The 16206-nt window shown below is 70.4% G+C and carries 11 protein-coding genes and 3 pseudogenes; 5 read left to right on the top strand and 9 right to left on the bottom strand.

What is annotated here, in order from left to right; all coding sequences use genetic code 11:
* The first annotated feature begins 36 nt into the window (after positions 1–36).
* Both ACK8N7_RS02305 and ACK8N7_RS02300 read left to right on the top strand, forming a co-directional pair.
* Entirely contained in the window at positions 37–1026 is a 990-nt protein-coding gene (locus ACK8N7_RS02305) for a hypothetical protein (protein WP_500440640.1), read from the top strand.
* Between the two features lie 116 nt (positions 1027–1142).
* On the top strand, positions 1143–1823 hold the full coding sequence (locus ACK8N7_RS02300; protein WP_403219450.1) for a DUF5701 family protein: 681 nt from the start codon (positions 1143–1145) through the stop codon (positions 1821–1823).
* 102 nt (positions 1824–1925) lie between these two features.
* Here ACK8N7_RS02300 and ACK8N7_RS02295 read toward each other — a convergent pair whose 3' ends face one another.
* The gene (locus ACK8N7_RS02295; protein WP_500440638.1) at positions 1926–2324 is read right to left on the bottom strand and encodes a hypothetical protein; all 399 of its coding nucleotides are present in this window, start codon (positions 2322–2324) and stop codon (positions 1926–1928) included.
* Between the two features lie 44 nt (positions 2325–2368).
* Positions 2369–2707 (bottom strand): hypothetical protein, encoded by a 339-nt coding sequence (locus ACK8N7_RS02290; protein ID WP_500440636.1) that lies wholly within the window; start codon positions 2705–2707, stop codon positions 2369–2371.
* A 287-nt stretch (positions 2708–2994) separates the two neighbouring features.
* Here ACK8N7_RS02290 and ACK8N7_RS02285 point away from each other — a divergent pair, with 287 nt between their 5' ends.
* Positions 2995–3918: a helix-turn-helix domain-containing protein gene (locus ACK8N7_RS02285; RefSeq protein ID WP_500440635.1), complete on the top strand. Its 924-nt coding sequence runs from the start codon at positions 2995–2997 to the stop codon at positions 3916–3918.
* A gap of 144 nt (positions 3919–4062) precedes the next feature.
* Entirely contained in the window at positions 4063–6174 is a 2112-nt protein-coding gene (locus tag ACK8N7_RS02280; RefSeq protein ID WP_500440634.1) for a CASTOR/POLLUX-related putative ion channel, read from the top strand.
* Between the two features lie 7 nt (positions 6175–6181).
* On the opposite strand, the pseudogene ACK8N7_RS02275 reads toward ACK8N7_RS02280, so the two are convergent.
* The 3 genes and pseudogenes from ACK8N7_RS02275 to ACK8N7_RS02265 form a co-directional block, all read right to left on the bottom strand.
* A pseudogene (locus ACK8N7_RS02275) lies at positions 6182–7278 on the bottom strand (Rieske 2Fe-2S domain-containing protein).
* Positions 7279–7439: 161 nt separating this feature from the next.
* Entirely contained in the window at positions 7440–8552 is a 1113-nt protein-coding gene (gene recA, locus ACK8N7_RS02270) for a recombinase RecA (protein WP_500440632.1), read from the bottom strand.
* 390 nt (positions 8553–8942) lie between these two features.
* A pseudogene (locus tag ACK8N7_RS02265) lies at positions 8943–9925 on the bottom strand (IS5 family transposase).
* Between the two features lie 223 nt (positions 9926–10148).
* Between ACK8N7_RS02265 and ACK8N7_RS02260 the strand changes: the two are divergent.
* Positions 10149–10394, top strand: a pseudogene (locus ACK8N7_RS02260) (trypsin-like serine protease); the annotation flags it as partial.
* Between the two features lie 201 nt (positions 10395–10595).
* On the opposite strand, the gene ACK8N7_RS02255 reads toward ACK8N7_RS02260, so the two are convergent.
* The 4 genes from ACK8N7_RS02255 to ACK8N7_RS02240 form a co-directional block, all read right to left on the bottom strand.
* Entirely contained in the window at positions 10596–12140 is a 1545-nt protein-coding gene (locus ACK8N7_RS02255; protein ID WP_500440630.1) for a glycosyltransferase family 39 protein, read from the bottom strand.
* A 320-nt stretch (positions 12141–12460) separates the two neighbouring features.
* On the bottom strand, positions 12461–13774 hold the full coding sequence (locus ACK8N7_RS02250; RefSeq protein ID WP_500440628.1) for a salicylate synthase: 1314 nt from the start codon (positions 13772–13774) through the stop codon (positions 12461–12463).
* A complete protein-coding gene (locus ACK8N7_RS02245) occupies positions 13771–14577 on the bottom strand; it encodes a class I SAM-dependent methyltransferase (RefSeq protein ID WP_500440626.1) in 807 nt (268 codons plus the stop codon). Before ACK8N7_RS02245 ends, ACK8N7_RS02250 begins: the two co-directional genes overlap by 4 nt.
* 269 nt (positions 14578–14846) lie before the next feature.
* Complete coding sequence (locus ACK8N7_RS02240) at positions 14847–16118, bottom strand: WS/DGAT domain-containing protein (RefSeq protein WP_500440624.1); 1272 nt, start codon at positions 16116–16118, stop codon at positions 14847–14849.
* Between the last annotated feature and the right edge of the window lie 88 nt (positions 16119–16206).

Raw genomic sequence — 16206 nt, 5'->3', positions numbered from 1 at the left:
GACACCCGTCCACCCGCACAGAGGAGCCGTAACGCCATGACGCTCGACCGCCGCCTCTTCCTGCGCACCGCCACCGCCGGTGGTGCCGTGCTCGCCCTCGGGGCCCAGGGCACCGCACCGGCCGCCGCCGCCCCCGGCGGCTTCCCGGACTACCGCTACGTCCGCACACTGCTCGAGCCCGGCCGGCTCGCGTACAACCCCACCGGCGAGATCATCTTCCCGTCCATCCGAGGGGTGTACGACAAGCTGAGCAACCCGCTCGGCCGCTACTACCTCTACTACGCGCCCCACGACGCCCCCGGCGGCATCTGCCTCGCCCACGGCAACTCGCTGGAGGGCCCCTTCACCGAGTACCGCGCCAACCCGATCGTCTCCAACAACTGGTCGCCGCACTACAAGGTCAGCCACGTCTCCTCGCCGCACGTGCTCTGGAACGCGGACGCGCGGGAGCTGTGGCTGTACTTCCACGGCGAGAACAACACCACCCGCCTCGCGCGTTCCAAGGACGGCGTGAACTTCACGTACGACAGGACGGTCCTCACCACCGCGATGCTGCCGACGGGCTCCCGCGAAGCCTCCTACGCCCGGGTCTTCCGCCACGACCTGCCGTCCCGGGGCGCGAAGTACGTGATGCTCTTCATGTGGAACCAGGCCGACGACCACCGCGACATCGGCTGGGGCTGGTCGGCGGACGGCCGCGACTGGACCTTCTCCCAGCAGCCGTTGATCGACCACGCGGCGGTCGGCGCGGTGAACGTCAGCGGGCCGCATCTGCTCACCCGGAACGGCAGCGCGTACGTCGTCTACCACACCGACAAGGGGAGCGGCGGTGACATCAGGATCACCGAAGTGGGCATGGACTTCTCCCGCCGCAACCACCTCGGCGTGTTCTACAACTCCGGCAGCGCGGCACCGGAGAGCGGCCGCGCGGCCGCACCGTCGTTCGGCACCGACGGCGGTGTGCCGTACATGATCTACGAGGCGGGGGAACGCCTTTCGGGCGCGATCGCGGTCGCCCGTGGCTGACCTCCGCACCGCATCACCCCGGTAGTGGGCCCGAGGAAAGGGGTGGTGGCGGGAATAATCCGGTGGGCGGCCTTGTCCAAAGTGGGCCCCTTCACGCCACCACCCCTGGGAGCCTCGTGCCCGAGACCGTGCCCGTCACCTCCACCGTTCGCCCGCAACTCCCGGCCCTGCCCGTGCAGGCCGAGCGGCTGATCGAGCTGGGGGTCCATCAGCTCGCCGGGCTCACCGAGGCGGAGCTGCGCTCCTTCGCCGGGGCCGCCGAGGCTGGCGAGAGCTCCGGGGGCGACGGCAGCACCCTGCTCGCCGTCCACCCCGGCCGGGCTCCTGCCTCCGCGCTGGCGCCGCTGCTCCGGCGCGACGGCAAACCGGGTTTCGTCGTCACCGACATGCCCGATGCCGACCTCTTCGCCCCCATCGACGGGACCGGCCTGCCGGACGCGCCCCTCTACCTCCTCACCGGCCTCGACCGAGGCGATCAGATGGCCAACTGGAGCCCGAACGAGGCGCTGCCCGCTCTCGAAGCACGGGCCCGCACCCCGCTGCTGCTCACCGAGGGCATCCACTGGGTGCTGCAGCAGCCGGCCGTCCTGGAGCGGAACCACTGCTTCATGACCATCGGCTCCCGGCTCCGCAAGACCAACGGCGCCCTCGACGCCCGTACACCGGCGCTCTGGATCAGCAACGGCACCGGCAGGGACGGCAGTGAGCGGCGCAACGCCCCCAAGGTCGGCTGGTGCTGGGCGGGCAACCGGCACACCTGGCTGGGCTTCGCCTCCTCGGCAGGCCGTCGGCTCTAGGGCCTGTATCGCTCCGCAGGGGTGCGGCGACGCGAGGGGGCGTCGGCACCCGGAGGGTCCCGGGACGTGGCCCGGGACCCTGGTGACGGATGAGCGCGCCGGTCAGATGGAGGTGCCGCAGGTGCCGGAGACGTACCGGACGGACCCGTAGTGACTGATGGCGTACCACTGGTTGCTGGAGGTGCCGCAGGCGGTGACGTGACCTCCCGCCACGGTTCCGCACCCGCCGGAGCATGGCCATGACTCCCCGGGCTTGATCTCGCCCTCGATCGACGAGTCCCCTCGGGCGTACGCCCTGATACGCGCCAGTTCCCAGCCGGGCTTGACGGTGACGCGGCTGCCGGCGCTGTCGGTGGCCCGGGCCGGGCCCTCGGCAACCGGCTCCGCTCCGGCCGGCACGGGTGCGCCCAGTGCCAGCACCAGTGCCAGCACCAGTGCCAGCACCAGTGCCTGCGCCACGACGGCGCCCGCCAGTGCGAGTCGGTGCATCGACTTCTTCATGTTCTCTCTCCTGATCCTGGATTCTGTGACGGCCGGGGGCGTGCTCAGAGGTCCCGGACGTCCGCGGACACGCCGCCGACACCGGTGCCGAGCTGCGAGCAGCGGCCGCTGGAGCTCCTGCGCTTGCCCGGCTGGACCGTGACCCAGTCGCCGGTCGAGTCCCAGCTCATGCCGCAGATGATGACGGCCCGGAACTCGATGGGATGGTGGTTGTCGTTCTTGCAGACCGCCGTCGCCTCGAACCCGTTCTGGCTCACGGAGCACGTGCACGCCTCGCCGCTGCCGGGCGGACGCATCGCCGCCGCTTCGGCCGGAGCGGCGTGCAGGGCGGTGCCGGTGAAGAGCAGGGCCCCCACGGCGAGGGCCCTCAACGTGGAACGCATGATTCTCCTTCGATGCGTGGATTCGATTCGTGGACTGAGGAGGGGCACTCGTCACCCCATCGGGTGGTGAGCGGAGGGGATCCCGACCACGGGACGGCTGCTGTTTCGAGGCGCCGGCGGGCCGGGGATTCAGAGTTTGTGGCGGTGCGTCAGCCTTCGCAAGCTTGTCCCGGTTGATTCCGAGATGTCGGGATCCCCAGGGTGCTGACCTGCTGGGACATGCCTGTCCCGGGACCAGGGACAGCCGGCTGGGGCAGCAGCCACGGTCCGCACGGAAGGATGCCGCCATGGCCGCAGGCGAAGCGCCCGAAGACGACGCCGCCCGCAGGCTGGGCGCCGAGCTGCGGGCACTCCAGCAGCGCTCCGGATGCACGCTGCGCGACCTGGAGACCCGGGTACGGATCAGTGACTCGTCGCTCTCGCGGTACTTCCGAGGGAACACCGTCCCGCCCTGGGCCACGGTCCGTGACCTGTGCCGCGCGCTGGGCGCCGATCCGGTGGTGTACCGGGTGCTGTGGGAAGCCGCCGAGCGGAACCAGCCCCAGGCTCAACCGCAGCCCGAGCCTCAGTCCAAGCCCGATCCTCAGTCCCGGACTGAGGCGCCTGCGGGTGCTGGCACCGGTGACTCGGCCGGCCGGCCGCCCCGCCCCAGCCTCTGGCACCGTGTCACCGGCCCCGAGAGCCGCGGCCGCTGGACCTCCGCCACGGCCGGTGGCGTGGCCGGGGTGGTGCTGGGCTCCCTCGTCACCTGGTTCGTGCTGCTCCCACCCGATGCCCCGGCCGACCCCGCCGGGGTCGCCGGGGCGGTGAGCGACGGCGGGGCCTCGGAGAGCGGCCCGGGGCCGTCCCGCTCGGCAAGGATCTTCGTCAGCCGGGCGACCGGAGCCTGCCTGGACCACAGCCTGGACCAGAAGCTGCGTACGTACGCGTGCAACGGGCTGAGCTACCAGCGATGGACCGTGCACAAACTGCCGGACGGCACACACCAGCTGAGGAACCACGCCACCGGCGCCTGCCTGGACCACGGGGAGACGGGGCTGCGGTCCGTGGACTGCTCCGCTTCCGTCACGCAGAGGTGGACGCTCACCACGAGGCCCGACGACTCGGTGGAGCTCAGGAGCGCGGCCACCGCGGCATGTCTGGACGACAGCGTCGCCCTGGGGCTGCGAGCGCTGCCGTGCACCCGTACGAGCCGTCAGAAGTGGGGCTGAAACCGGCAGACCACCCCGGTGCCCGAAAGGATGAACCGGCCTTCGAACCTGGCGTGTTGCAGTCGTGGAGGCTGCATCCTGCCTGCTGGTACGGGCCGTGCCGTACCCACCGCGGAGTGCGCGGCGGCGGGCGAGGGGAGTGGCATGGGAACAGCCGACGAGCGGCCGCGGGTATCGCTGCGGGACCGGGCCGGCTACCGGTTCGACCGCACACTGGCTCGTTCCACCGGCACCCTGATGGGCTGGCTGGTGATCACCTGCCTGGCGATCGTGGTCCCGGTGAGCACGCTGCTGGTGTGGACGGACCCCGGATCGCCGAGGTCCCTGTCGGGGCGGCTGACCGCGGCCTGGCGGACCAGCGCGGAGACGCTCCGCCTGGGCGCGGCCAGCGGTACGCCGCTGCGCCTGGTGCTCTCGGCCCTGCTCGGGCTGGTCGCCCTGCTCTGCGTGTCGACGCTCGTCGGCGTGATCACGACCGGTCTGGCCGAGCGGCTCGCGGAGCTGAGCCGGGGGCGCTCGACCGTCCTGGAACAGGGGCATGTCCTGGTCCTCGGCTGGTCGGACCAGGTGACCACGGTGGTGGGCGAACTGGTCGCCGCCCAGGCACCGCGCAGGCCACGGGCCATCGTGGTGCTCGCCGACCGGGACAAGGCCGAGATGGAACAGGTGCTTACCGCCCGGGTCGGCCCGGCCGTACGCACGCGGATCATCTGTCGCAGCGGCCCCGCGAGCGACCCGGACGTTCTCGCGCTCGTCAGCCCGCGGGCGGCGAGCACCGTGCTGGTGCTGCCGTCGACGGAGCCGACGGCCGACGCCGAGGTGCTGCGCGTCCTGCTGGCGCTGCGCGCGGTCCTCGGTGAGGGGGCGGACGGGCCACCGGTGCTCGCCGCGGTCCGGGACGACCGGTACCGGGCCCCGGCCCGGCTGGCCGGCGGTCCGCGCGGCACGGTGCTGGAGACCGACCTGGTCACGGCCCGGCTGATCGCGCAGTGCGTCGGCCGGCCCGGCCTCTCCCTCGTCCTGCGCGACCTCCTGGACTTCGCGGGCGACGAGTTCCACCTGGCCGATGCCACCGCGTTCCAGGACGGCCCCTTCGGCGCGACCCTGCTGGGCCACCCGAACTCCTGCGTGGTCGGACTGCTCACCCCTGACGGCCGTACGCTGCTGAATCCGCCCGCCGACACGGTCGTCGGACCGGGAAGCCGTCTGGTCGTGCTCGCCCGCGACGACGACAGCACACGGGTGGGCGACTGCGGGCACCTCGTCGACGACTCGGTCATCGTCGCGGCCCCGTCCGAACGGGACGGTCCGACAAGGCTGTTGCTGCTCGGCTGGAACCGGCGCGCTCCTCTCGTCGTCCGGCAGCTACGGCGTACGGCCCGCCCGGGGTCCTTCGTTGACGTGCTCACCGACAGCGTCGTACCCGGACCGAGAGAACCGGAGAACCGGACACCGGAGCGCGGGGATCCGGAGCACGGGAAACCGGAGAGCGGGACACCGGAGAGAGGGACACCGGAGACCGGGACACCGGAGACCGGGACACCGGCGGGGCCGGAGGTACGGTTCCGGTCGGCGGCGCTGTCCCGGCCGGAGACCCTGCTCGGCCTCGACCTCGGCCCCTACGACGGCCTGGTCGTCCTCGGCCCCGATGGGGGCGCCGGTCCCGACCACCCCGACGACTGGACCCTGGTCACCCTGCTGGCCCTGCGGCTGCTGGAGGAGCGCACCGGCCGCGAGGTCCGCGTCGTCACCGAACTCATCGACGACCGCAACCGGCCCCTGGCGCCCGTCAACACCGCCTCCGACGTCATCGTCAGCGGGATGCTCACCGGCCTCCTCATGGCGCAGATCGCGCAGAACCGGCACCTGGCCCCGCTCTTCGACGAACTGTTCTCCGCAGAGGGCAGCGACGTCTGCCTGAGGCCCGCCGGTACGTACGTCCGCCCGGGCGCCGAGGCCACCTTCGCCACCGTGGTCGCAGCCGCCCGCGACCGGGGCGAATGCGCGATCGGATACCGGCGCCACGACGGGCGCACCGGTCGGGCGGACCGGGGGGTCCGGCTCAATCCGTCGAAGGACGAGCGGCACGTCTGGAGCGCCGAGGACCATGTGGTCGTGGTGGCGAGGGACCGCGACCTCCCCACGGCGGCCCCGTCCGAACCGGCGGACGCCGCCGACGAGACCGGCACCGCCGTCGAGGCCGACGCGGCCACGACCGCCGCCGTACGGCCAGGGCATGGGCAGCCGGCTGATTGACCGGGTGTCAGGAGACCACGGCCCCGTCCTCCCCCGCGTCATGGTGGAGGCGCGTCATCGGGGCCCGGTCGGCCGACTGCGGGTAGAACCGCCGCGCCCAACGACGGAACGGGCCGATGGGGCCGTCCCCGGGGGCGAGCCGGGGCGGCTGCTGGTACTGCTTGGTGTGCCAGATCCAGAAGTCCGCGGAGGTGAACTCGCAACCGGACCGGAAGACGGCGCGGTCCAGAAGGCGGGCCGCGCTACGGCTGACCGCTCGCGCGAGCGGCTTCGGCAGCCTGCCGGGCTCGGCAAAGGCGATGCGGTTCAACTGCCGGAACTGCATCCGGTTGGGCGCGATCGCGGTCGGCATCACCATCGTGCACATCCGGAGCCCGAAGCGTGGGGTGTGGACGTCGGCGTGCAGGCAGCCCAGTCCATAGCCGTCCACCTCCACATCGACGGTGAAGTCGCCGACCAGCGGGGCGGTTTCGTGGGCTCGCATGGACACGTGGAAGGCGGCGCCGTCGTAGGCGACGGGCCCGCCGAGCTCGGCCCTGGTCCAGCCGTGCAGGGTGGCGAAGTGCCCGAGGTCGACCGAGTTCTCGATGACTTCCTGGACGTTCCCGGCCATCTCCCAGGCGGCCGTGCGCGCGCGGGACGGCTGCCGATCTCGTGCCAGCGGGGGACCACCCAGTCCGGCTCCCGGCCGTCGTGGTGCCTCCAGACGAAGACCGCGCCGTTGACCTCGTGCACGGGCAGCCGGGTCAGGGCGGAGCGCGGCGGCGGTGTGTCGTACCCCGTGCGCACGCAGGTGCCGTCGGGGCCGAAGGCGAAGGAGTGGAACGGGCAGACGAGATCGTCGCCTTCGACCTTCGCCAGGCCGAGGTGGGCCCCGAGGTGCGGGCAGTACGGACGGACGGCGCGCAGGGCTCCTGTGCCGAGCCGGTACAGCACGACGTCGCTCCCCGCCAGCGGCCGGGTGAGCACGGTGCCGGGCCGTAACTCGTCGGTGAAGGCCAGCGCCGACCAGCCGCTCGGGTACGGCAGAGCCGGCGCACCCGAGACGTCAGCCGACGTCGGACCCTCGGTGATGGCGCGCCCGTACTCGCGTGACACTCCCACGATTTCCCCTCCCACGATCGGTCGCCCGGAGAATGCCCACACGGCTCCGGGGATCCACTCGCCACGCCGCGTATCAGCCGAACGGGGCCGGGAGGGCCGCAGGTTGACGTCGGTGCGGCGAGCAACACTCGGGTCGGGTTCGCGCCTGGACGACTCCCGGGTCAGGCGGCGTTGCCCGCTGGGGCCGGGGCGGAATCCGGGACCGGGGCGGTATCAGGTACCAGGGCGGTATCAGGGACAGGGGCGGTGCCCGTGTCCTCGGCGACCACAGCCTTCGCCGGCGCTCCGATTCCGAGCTTCTCCAGGATCTTCTTCTCGATCTCGTCGGCGAGGTCGGGGTTGTCCTTGAGGAAGTTGCGGGCGTTCTCCTTGCCCTGGCCGAGCTGGTCGCCCTCGTAGGTGTACCAGGCGCCGGCCTTGCGGACGAAGCCGTGCTCCACGCCCATGTCGATCAGCCCGCCCTCGCGGCTGATGCCGTGGCCGTAGAGGATGTCGAACTCGGCTTGCTTGAAGGGCGGGGCGACCTTGTTCTTGACCACCTTGACGCGGGTGCGGTTACCGACGGCTTCGGTCCCCTCCTTGAGCGTCTCGATCCGCCGGATGTCCAGGCGCACCGAGGCGTAGAACTTCAGCGCCCGGCCACCGGTCGTCGTCTCCGGGGAGCCGAACATCACGCCGATCTTCTCGCGGAGCTGGTTGATGAAGATCGCGGTCGTCCTCGTCTGGCTGAGCGCGCTGGTGATCTTACGGAGCGCCTGGCTCATCAGCCGCGCCTGCAGCCCCATGTGGGAGGCGCCCATCTCGCCCTCGATCTCGGCGCGGGGCACCAGGGCCGCGACGGAGTCGATCACGATCAGATCGATCGCGCCGGAGCGGATCAGGATGTCGACGATCTCCAGCGCCTGCTCACCGTTGTCCGGCTGGGACAGGATGAGGTTGTCCGTGTCGACGCCGAGCTTCTTGGCGTACTCCGGGTCCAGCGCGTGCTCGGCGTCGATGAACGCCACCGAGCCGCCGGCCTTCTGTGCGTTCGCCACGGCGTGCAGCGTCAGCGTCGTCTTACCGGAGGACTCCGGTCCGTACACCTCCACCACACGGCCGCGCGGCAGACCCCCCACACCGAGCGCCACGTCCAGCGCGGTCGACCCGGTGGGGATCACCTCGATGGGCTCGTTGGGCCGCTCGCCGAGGCGCATCACAGCGCCCTTGCCGAACTTCCGCTCGATCTGTGCGAGCGCGGTGTCCAGCGCCTTCTCGTGGTCGGTTCCTGCCATGAGCTTCACCCGGTCCGATGGAGAGGCACGCCGCACGTCGGAGGACGTGAGCGCTCAGTGCCGACAACGGACGTGTCGGAGATCCTAAAAACGAACATCCGATCGATTTTCGTGTCCAGTGAAAGGTACCAAACCGACGGAAGCGCGACGAGTCACACGCCGGAGCCCTTCGGGGGGTCGCTTCGCGTAGCCACCGCTCGTTTTCCGCCATCCCACTCCCTCCCGTAGCCGCTAATCCGCCCATTTGGTGGTGGCTGGATCTCGCCGGGCAACTGCTTGTCGGCCGGTCCTGCCCCCCCGGGGGGGGGGCTTGTGTGGGTGTACCGGTCTGTCCAGCATGGAACAACGTTGTCAGGGACGCGTCGACTTAGGGCCTGTATCAAGTCGTGATCAGGCTGTTCCGAGGTGGCGGATCCAGAGGAGTGCGCCGCAGAGGTCGAGGGCTGCTTGGTAGCTGTCGGGGCGTTTGTCGTACCGGACAGCGAGGCCGCGCCAGTCCTTGATTTTGTTGATGGTGCGCTCGACGGTGTTCCGGTCCTTGTACAGCTCGGTGTCGTGGGCGATGGGTCTGCCGCCCCGGCGGCCCTTCTTCCTGCGGTTCGCGGCCTGGTCCTTCTTCTCCGGGATCACTGCCTTGATGCCGCGTGTCCGCAGGTGGGAGCGATTTCTGCGGGAGGAGTAAGCCTTGTCGCCGGCAACGGCGTCCGGGCGGGTGCGGGGGCGGCCGACCGGGCCGGGGACCCGGATGCCCTGGAGGACGGGGATGAACTGCGGGCTGTCCCCGGCCTGCCCGGCGGTGATCACGAAGGAGAGCGGGAGGCAGTCCCGGGTACAGGACAGGTGCGTCTTCGTCGTCAATCCGCCGCAGGATCGTCCCAGGGCAGCAGCGGCAAGGCGGGCCTTGTGGCGACGTTTCATCCGCTGTCGCTCGGCCTGCCCGGAGTCGGGTTCTGGATCTTCTTGCCCGGCTTGTTCCTCGGCGCTTCCCCTTTTTCGGCCAGGGCCTTCTCCAGGGCATCGAGGGTCTCGGCGTCGAGGACCAGGCCCGCGGCGTCGTGGTGGGCGCGGGCCGTGGTCGAGTCCACGCTGACCAGCGACAAGTCGACCAGGCCCCGCTTCGCGGCCTCGGCGATCGCGCCCTGGAATATCGCGGTGAACACCCTGGCGTCCCGCCACTTCCGAAACCGGCCGTAGACCGTGGACCAGGGTCCGAAGCGTTCGGGAAGCTCCCGCCACTTCGCCCCGTTCCGGAATCGCCAGACCACCCCCTCGAACTGTTCCCGCAGGTGAGAGGGGTACGGCCCGTACTCACCGATCGGCAGGAACGGCTCTATGAACTCCCATGCGTCATCAGACAGTTGAGGGCGAGACATCCCAGTGTTCTACCTGACCGCCCGGAACCGCAACGGACCGGGGGTCAGGTAGATCAGGACTTGATACAGGCCCTAGTCGTGTTCCTGACAACGCGTCATGGGCGTCCACCCAACGCCCCGAGTTCCCCCCACGATCTGGAGGACTTGAAGTGCCCGTGAGGTCGGTCAGCAGGGTATGGTGGACGGTCTGAGCGGCGAGGGTTTTCCACCAAATCGGATCGTCAGCGGCAGCACCACTGGCCCGACCGGCCTCAACGCCACCGTCAATTACGGTGCCGACGGCATCGTCTCCGGTCTGATCCAGACCAACGTCTGCGCCGGGCCGGGCGACAGCGGCGGCGCGCTCTTCTCCGGAAGCACCGCGCTCGGCCTCACCTCCGGCGGCAGCGGCAACTGCTCCTCCGGCGGCACCACGTTCTACCAGCCCGTCACCGAGGCGCTCGGCGCCTACGGTGTGAGCATCATCTGATTTCCGCGCCGCGGGCCGAACCGACCGTGTTCGGTGCGGTCGCCTCAGATCCCACCGTCTCCCGCCTCCTCGATGCCCTCGACGCTGCCGGGCCGAAGGCACTGGACGCGATCCGAACTGCACGGGCCCAAGCCGACCTTGCCGTTCTGAGGCGTACGAGCGGAAAGATCCGTTGCCGACTGGCGACTGGAGCCGGGGTGGTCATCGGACGCGCTCCAGCAGCAACAGCTGGACATTCGCGAAGCCTATGGTCCGTACGGTGCGGAACTCCTTCCGCAGCAGCCGCGCCTTCTGCTCTGCCATGCCGGAGAACGGGTTGTCACCCCGACCGGCGGAGACGAGCCAGATCCTCCGGTATCCAGCGGCGCAGCGACGGAGGTCCGGGCATTCGCCAGCTTCGTAGTCGGCGCGCTGCTGCGGGGTGTCGTGCACGAAGACGTCCCTGGGCCTGGGGCCTTCACGCAGTTCGTAGTCCAGGGCGCGGCGAGGCTTGAGGCGGTGGGTGTAGGCGAGGCCGTCACCTGGGCGCTGGTCGACGAAGACCGCGGTGGCGACGGAGTGGTAGTCCGGCTCGCGGGGGGTGTTGTGCGTGATGTCGCTCCGGCTGAACGGGGCGGACGCCGCAACGACAACGACCAGTGTGGCGGCGACGCCACGGGCAACGGTGGCCCGGCCGGCGAGTCGGTGGATGCCGATGGTCGCCAGCAGGATCCAGGCCGGGACAGTGAACAGCAGATAGCGGTCGAGAAAGAGATGCAGCCAGCGGACCGTCGCCAGGGTGAGCAGGAACGGCACCAGGGCCCACAGCGCGAGTGGCGTGACGTGCGCCCGCGGGCGAGGACCGGGTCCCGGCCCTGTGCGCTGCCTCCCCCGTCCCACCGTGGCCAGCACCATGGCCGCACCTCCGAGCACAACGGCGGTTGCCACCGGGGACCGGAAGAGCATGTAAGGCATGGCGGCAACGTCGTTCCAAGCCGGCGTGTTCCAGGCGATCTGCTGAGCCTGATCGCGGGCGAGGACGACCAACGGCACCACGAGCGCCAGCCCACCGCTCGCCGCGATCAACCACGCACGCACGACGTGTCGCCCGCTCTCGCGCCGTGCGCGCAGCACGGTGACGAGGTGAGCGACCAGCACGGTCAGGGCCACCAGGTGGGACCAGCCCACGAGCGGGACGGTCATGCCGTACAACACCCACCGTCGCGGCTCCGGCCGCTCCACCACACGCAGCAGCGCGAGGAAGCTCATCAGCGCCGCCACCATGGCGAAGGCGTACGGCCGCGCCTCCTGCCCGTACCGTGTGACGGTGGGGACGAGCGCGAAGACCAGGCCGGCGACCAGGCCACCCTGCGTACTGCCGACGGCCCGTCGGCCGAGGAGCCCGACCAGTCCGCCCGCCACGGCCATGGCGAGCGCGGATGGCAGCCGCAGGGCAGTGAGGGAGTCGCCGAACGCCGACACCCACAGATGCATGAACACGTAGTACGGCGCCAGTACCAAGTCGACGTGCTGGGTGAGCTGGTACAAGTCCCCGAAGGAGAGCGACGCCGCCCACCAGGTGGCATGCTCGTCCCGCCAGGCGCTCCGATCGCCCGCCCCCCATAAACAACCGAGCAGTGTCACGAACGCGGGCGCGAGGAAGACAAGTCCAGGTAACGGGATGACGCGGCGTATCAAGGGATCAGCGGCCGAATCGGTCGACTGATCGCCGCCTTCCGCACCGATGACCGGTTTCGTGGTGGTCACAAGTCTCCCGCCCGGAGCCCGCTTCAACGTCATCGAAATGGCTCACTACGGGCGGAACCCTAGCGCAGCCGTCACACGCTCTGTGCCCCCAGCGGTCGGCCGAACCAGGGCGAGTACGGCGCGTCACAACAGGGCGAAAAGCGCCTGATGCGGCACTTAGCCCCCCCGGATCAGTAGGAGTTCTTAAGGGCGTGACGAAGGCGCGGGACGCCTGTCCGCGCCGGTCGGTGTGGGCACCACCCCGTCCGTTCGGAACGCGCGAGTGCACGTCTCGGAACGGGCGAGTGCACGTCCAGCGTGCCGCAGAGAGGCACCCGGGTTCACCTGGGGTCGAGCAGGGCACCGGGCCGGATCTCACCGCTCGGGCGTTCCCTGGCCGGGACCAGGTGCTGGGAGATGCTGCGCAGTTTCTCGCAGGTCTCTTCGTGTTCGCGTTCGGGCAGGGACTGTCGCACGACTCCGGCGCCGGCCTGGAGCCAGCAGTGGCCATCTTGCTGAAAGACGCTGCGCAGGACGAGCGCGGCGTCGAGGGCGCCGTCCGCGTCGCAGGTGAGGACCGCGCCTGCGTAAATGCCTCTCGGGCGGCCTTCGAGGGTGCGGATGAGGGGGTAGGCCGAGGTTTTGGGGATGCCGGTCGCGGTAACCGCGGGGAAGAGTGCGGCGAACGCGTGCCAGGGGCCGTAGCCGTCACGGAGTTGGCCGGTGACCGTGGAGGCCAGGTGCTGGACGGTGCCGCGTTGCAGGACGTCCATGTACTCGGTCACGGCGGTGTCGTCGCAGACGGCGGCAAGGTCTTCCAGCGCGAGCTTGACGGAAATGGCGTGCTCGTGGATCTCCTTGGGATCGCTGAGCAGGTCGTCGTGCAGGCGGGCGTCTTCACCTGCCGATCCCGTGCGGGCGCGTGTTCCGGCCAGAGGGTGGCTGGTGACCCTGCCGTCGGGGGTGACTTCGACCACCGTCTCGGGGCTGAAACCGGCGGCCTGGATCCCGCCGAGATCGAGGAGGAATGAGCGGGCCGGGGTGTTGGCCCGCCGCCCTGCGGCATAGGTCGCCGGGAGGTCCACGCGTTCGGGTACGGGCAAGCGCCGCGAGAGGATCACCTTGGTGAGGGGACCGTCATCCTGGAGCTCCACCAGGGCGGCCGAGACCGTCGCCCGGTAGTTGCCTCTGTCCTCCAGGGGCAGGTGAATCCTTTCGGTGGGAACGGCCACCCAAGGGCCCGTGCGGGTCAGCCGTACCAGCAGGTCCAGCCGCTCGGGGTCCAGGGACCGGATCAGGATGGTGGTGCCGTCCGTGCGCACCTCGTCGGTCGGAACGATCAGGTGCAGAACGGTGTCTGTCCCGCTCGGTGCGGCTCCGGCGAGCACGGGCCCCAGCTCGAAGGCCGCCCAGCCGTAGGCCCGCCAGTCGGTCACCGGCGTGCGAGCGAGCCACTGGGCGACGCTGCTCAGGTCGGCCGCTCCGTGTCCGGTGAGTCGCAGGGATGCCAGGGCGCCACCGGCCAGGGCCCACTCGGTGCCGCTTTCGTACACCACGTACGGGGAGAACAGGCCGGTGTCGACGAGTCGGGTCATGAGAGCCAGCGGCTCCTCTTCCAACGGCAGGCGTACTTCTTGGTAGCTTCGGTGGTTCATGGTGTGTTCTCCTCGAATGGCCGACGGCCCCGGACGCTGATCAGCGGGTAGGAATTGGCGACGAACTCGGGGTCCTGCAGCAGGATGCGGAATCGGCCCAGTTCGCGATCCGAGAGCCCTGCCTGGACCAGCTGGTGGGCGACTTGGTCGACGTTGTGACGGTGCAGGGCGATCCCCGTGCTCCCGCCGGGCCACGCCTCGGCGTATGTGGTCGCCATGACGTCCACGAGGCCCGTCCGTACCATCGCCCCGAGAGCCCGCTGTCCCCACAGCGGATCGGCTCCAGATGCCTCCAGTAGTCCGTTCAGCGCCGTGTGTACCTGACGGAAGAGGGCAGCCGCGTCCTCGTCGGGTGCGGCGAGCACGGGGACCCAGCTGCAGTCGAACTCCTCCAGTACCAGCCAGCCGCCCGGCCGCAGCGCTCCCACGAGCCGCTTCAGTACCTGCAGCCGCTCCGGCAGATGCAGCAACACCAGCCGGGCGTGCACCAAGTCGTAGCCGTCGCCGGGCAGTGGATCCCGCACGATGTCGTGCCGCAGCAGGCGCACATGAGGCTGCGCGCTCCGGGGCAGTGCCCAGCGCGGTTCGATATCCGTGATCGTCACCTCGCCACCGGGGCCTACCTGCTCCGCGAGCCAGCCACCCAACGAGGCACTACCGCCCCCGACCTCCAGGCATCTCCAGCCCGCTTTCAGGCCGGTCGACTCCAGTTGACGGCGGGACACGGGGTCGTAGCAGGACTCCAGAACGGAAAAGCGCCCCTGCGACTCCGGGGCGGAATTGTCGAACAGGTACCGAGACACGAAGAACCTCCTCAGAAGTACGGAAACCAGCTGTCAGTGGTGCGGATTTCACGCTTTCGATATCGGCGCGCACACGACGCGGCTGAAGTGTGTTCGGCACACGCGCGGACATGCGGCGCGACCCACCGGAAGCCGGCGCACTGAACCACCCCGGTCTGTTCGGGGCCGAGGCGGGCGCTGTGGTCATGGCTTTCCCCGCGAGGTCGGCGTTCCGGCTGCCAAGGCCCGATGTGACCGGAGCGGTCCGGTTTCTGAGAGCGGCACCGGTCTCACTCGGCGAGGGCATCGGCCCAGAGTTCCACGAGGCGCTGCGGGTTCTCGTGGGCCGTGGTGGTCAGCGCGGAGAGCCTTGCTACTCCATCGTGCGTGGTGAGGAGGGTGAAACAGTTGTGGCTGGGGGGCAGCCAGGGGATCGCGGTGATGTCGGCGACGTGGGCGCCGAGGACCGAAACGGGCCCTTGGGTGCGGACGTGGGAAGCTGTCATGGCCACGCTGCGGGGGTCGGTGAGGCGCTGGAGGACCCAGCTCGCCACACGGTCCGGGGTGTCTTCGGTGAGTGTGCGCAGTGCGTCGCGGTGGCGGGCCATGTGGCGTCTGCTCGTGGTGTTCATGAGTGCGGTCAACCGGTTCGCGGTGTTGGACGCCGTGCAGGGCAGCGGGATGCGGAGCAGGCCGAGTCGGTTGGCGAGGTGGGGCACGAAGTCTTCGTGGTGGTGCGGAGGGCGGGTGTCCACGGGGACCAGGACGTACGGGCCGCGTCGCCACCAGGGTTGGGACGCGCAGTCCTGTGTGGGGGGCCAGTCGCGCAGGGCTGCCGCCATGGCGGCGAGGTGCACCTGGTTGACGGTGGCGCCGGTTGCTCTGGCCATCGTCTGAAGCAGTCCCAAGTCGACCGAGGCGTGTGCCAGTTCGCGCCTGGGGGGCTGGAGGGGGTCCGGGGCTGGAGACCGGGTGTGGGGCAGGTAGGTGGCCAGAACGTCCGGGAGCAGGGCCAGGAGGTCTCGCGCCGGTTTCTGCCTGGGGGCGTGCGCCGGGCCGGCGGCAGAGGGCGGTGGCTCGTGGGCGGGTCGAGGGCCGAGGAGGACGCGCAGGGTGTGCAGCATCGAGGTGGCGTCCTGTACGGCGTGGTGCGCGAGGAAGCACAGCGCCCAGCCCTCGCCGCCGTCGGTCTGCAGCCACAGCCCCCAGCGGGGGCGGTCCGGAGGGGGTGGTGTGTCGAGAAGCGCTTGTGCCGGCCGGGGGTCGAGGGTTCGGTCGGCCAGGTGCCGGACGTGGTGCTCGACGGCGAAGTCCGCGTCCGGTTCCCAGTAGGTGTGGCCGTCTCGGAGGGTGAGCCGGTGGGTGAGAAGTGGCAGGCTCTGGACGCGTCGGCTGACCTGGGCACGCAGTGTCGCCAGTTCGGGGGGCGTGCCGTTCATGCGCAGGTGGAAGCCGAAGTACATGTCGGAGGGGTCGGCGACGAAGGTCTCCAAGGTGAGGAAGGTCCGGGTGAGCAGGCCGGCCCGGGGGTGATCGCGGTCGCGGGGTTCGGAGAGGGGCATGGGTTGCTCCCATACGCGAGAGGTTCGGGGGGGCATCCGGTCCGGAGGCCGCGCCGAGGCCGTGCGGGTCAGTGCGCTTCGGACGGCT

This window comes from Streptomyces griseobrunneus (assembly GCF_046713465.1).
GTDB lineage: Bacteria > Actinomycetota > Actinomycetes > Streptomycetales > Streptomycetaceae > Streptomyces > Streptomyces microflavus.
The sequence above is the reverse complement of the archived record's forward strand: the minus strand, read 5'-3'. Positions and strand labels throughout refer to the sequence as shown.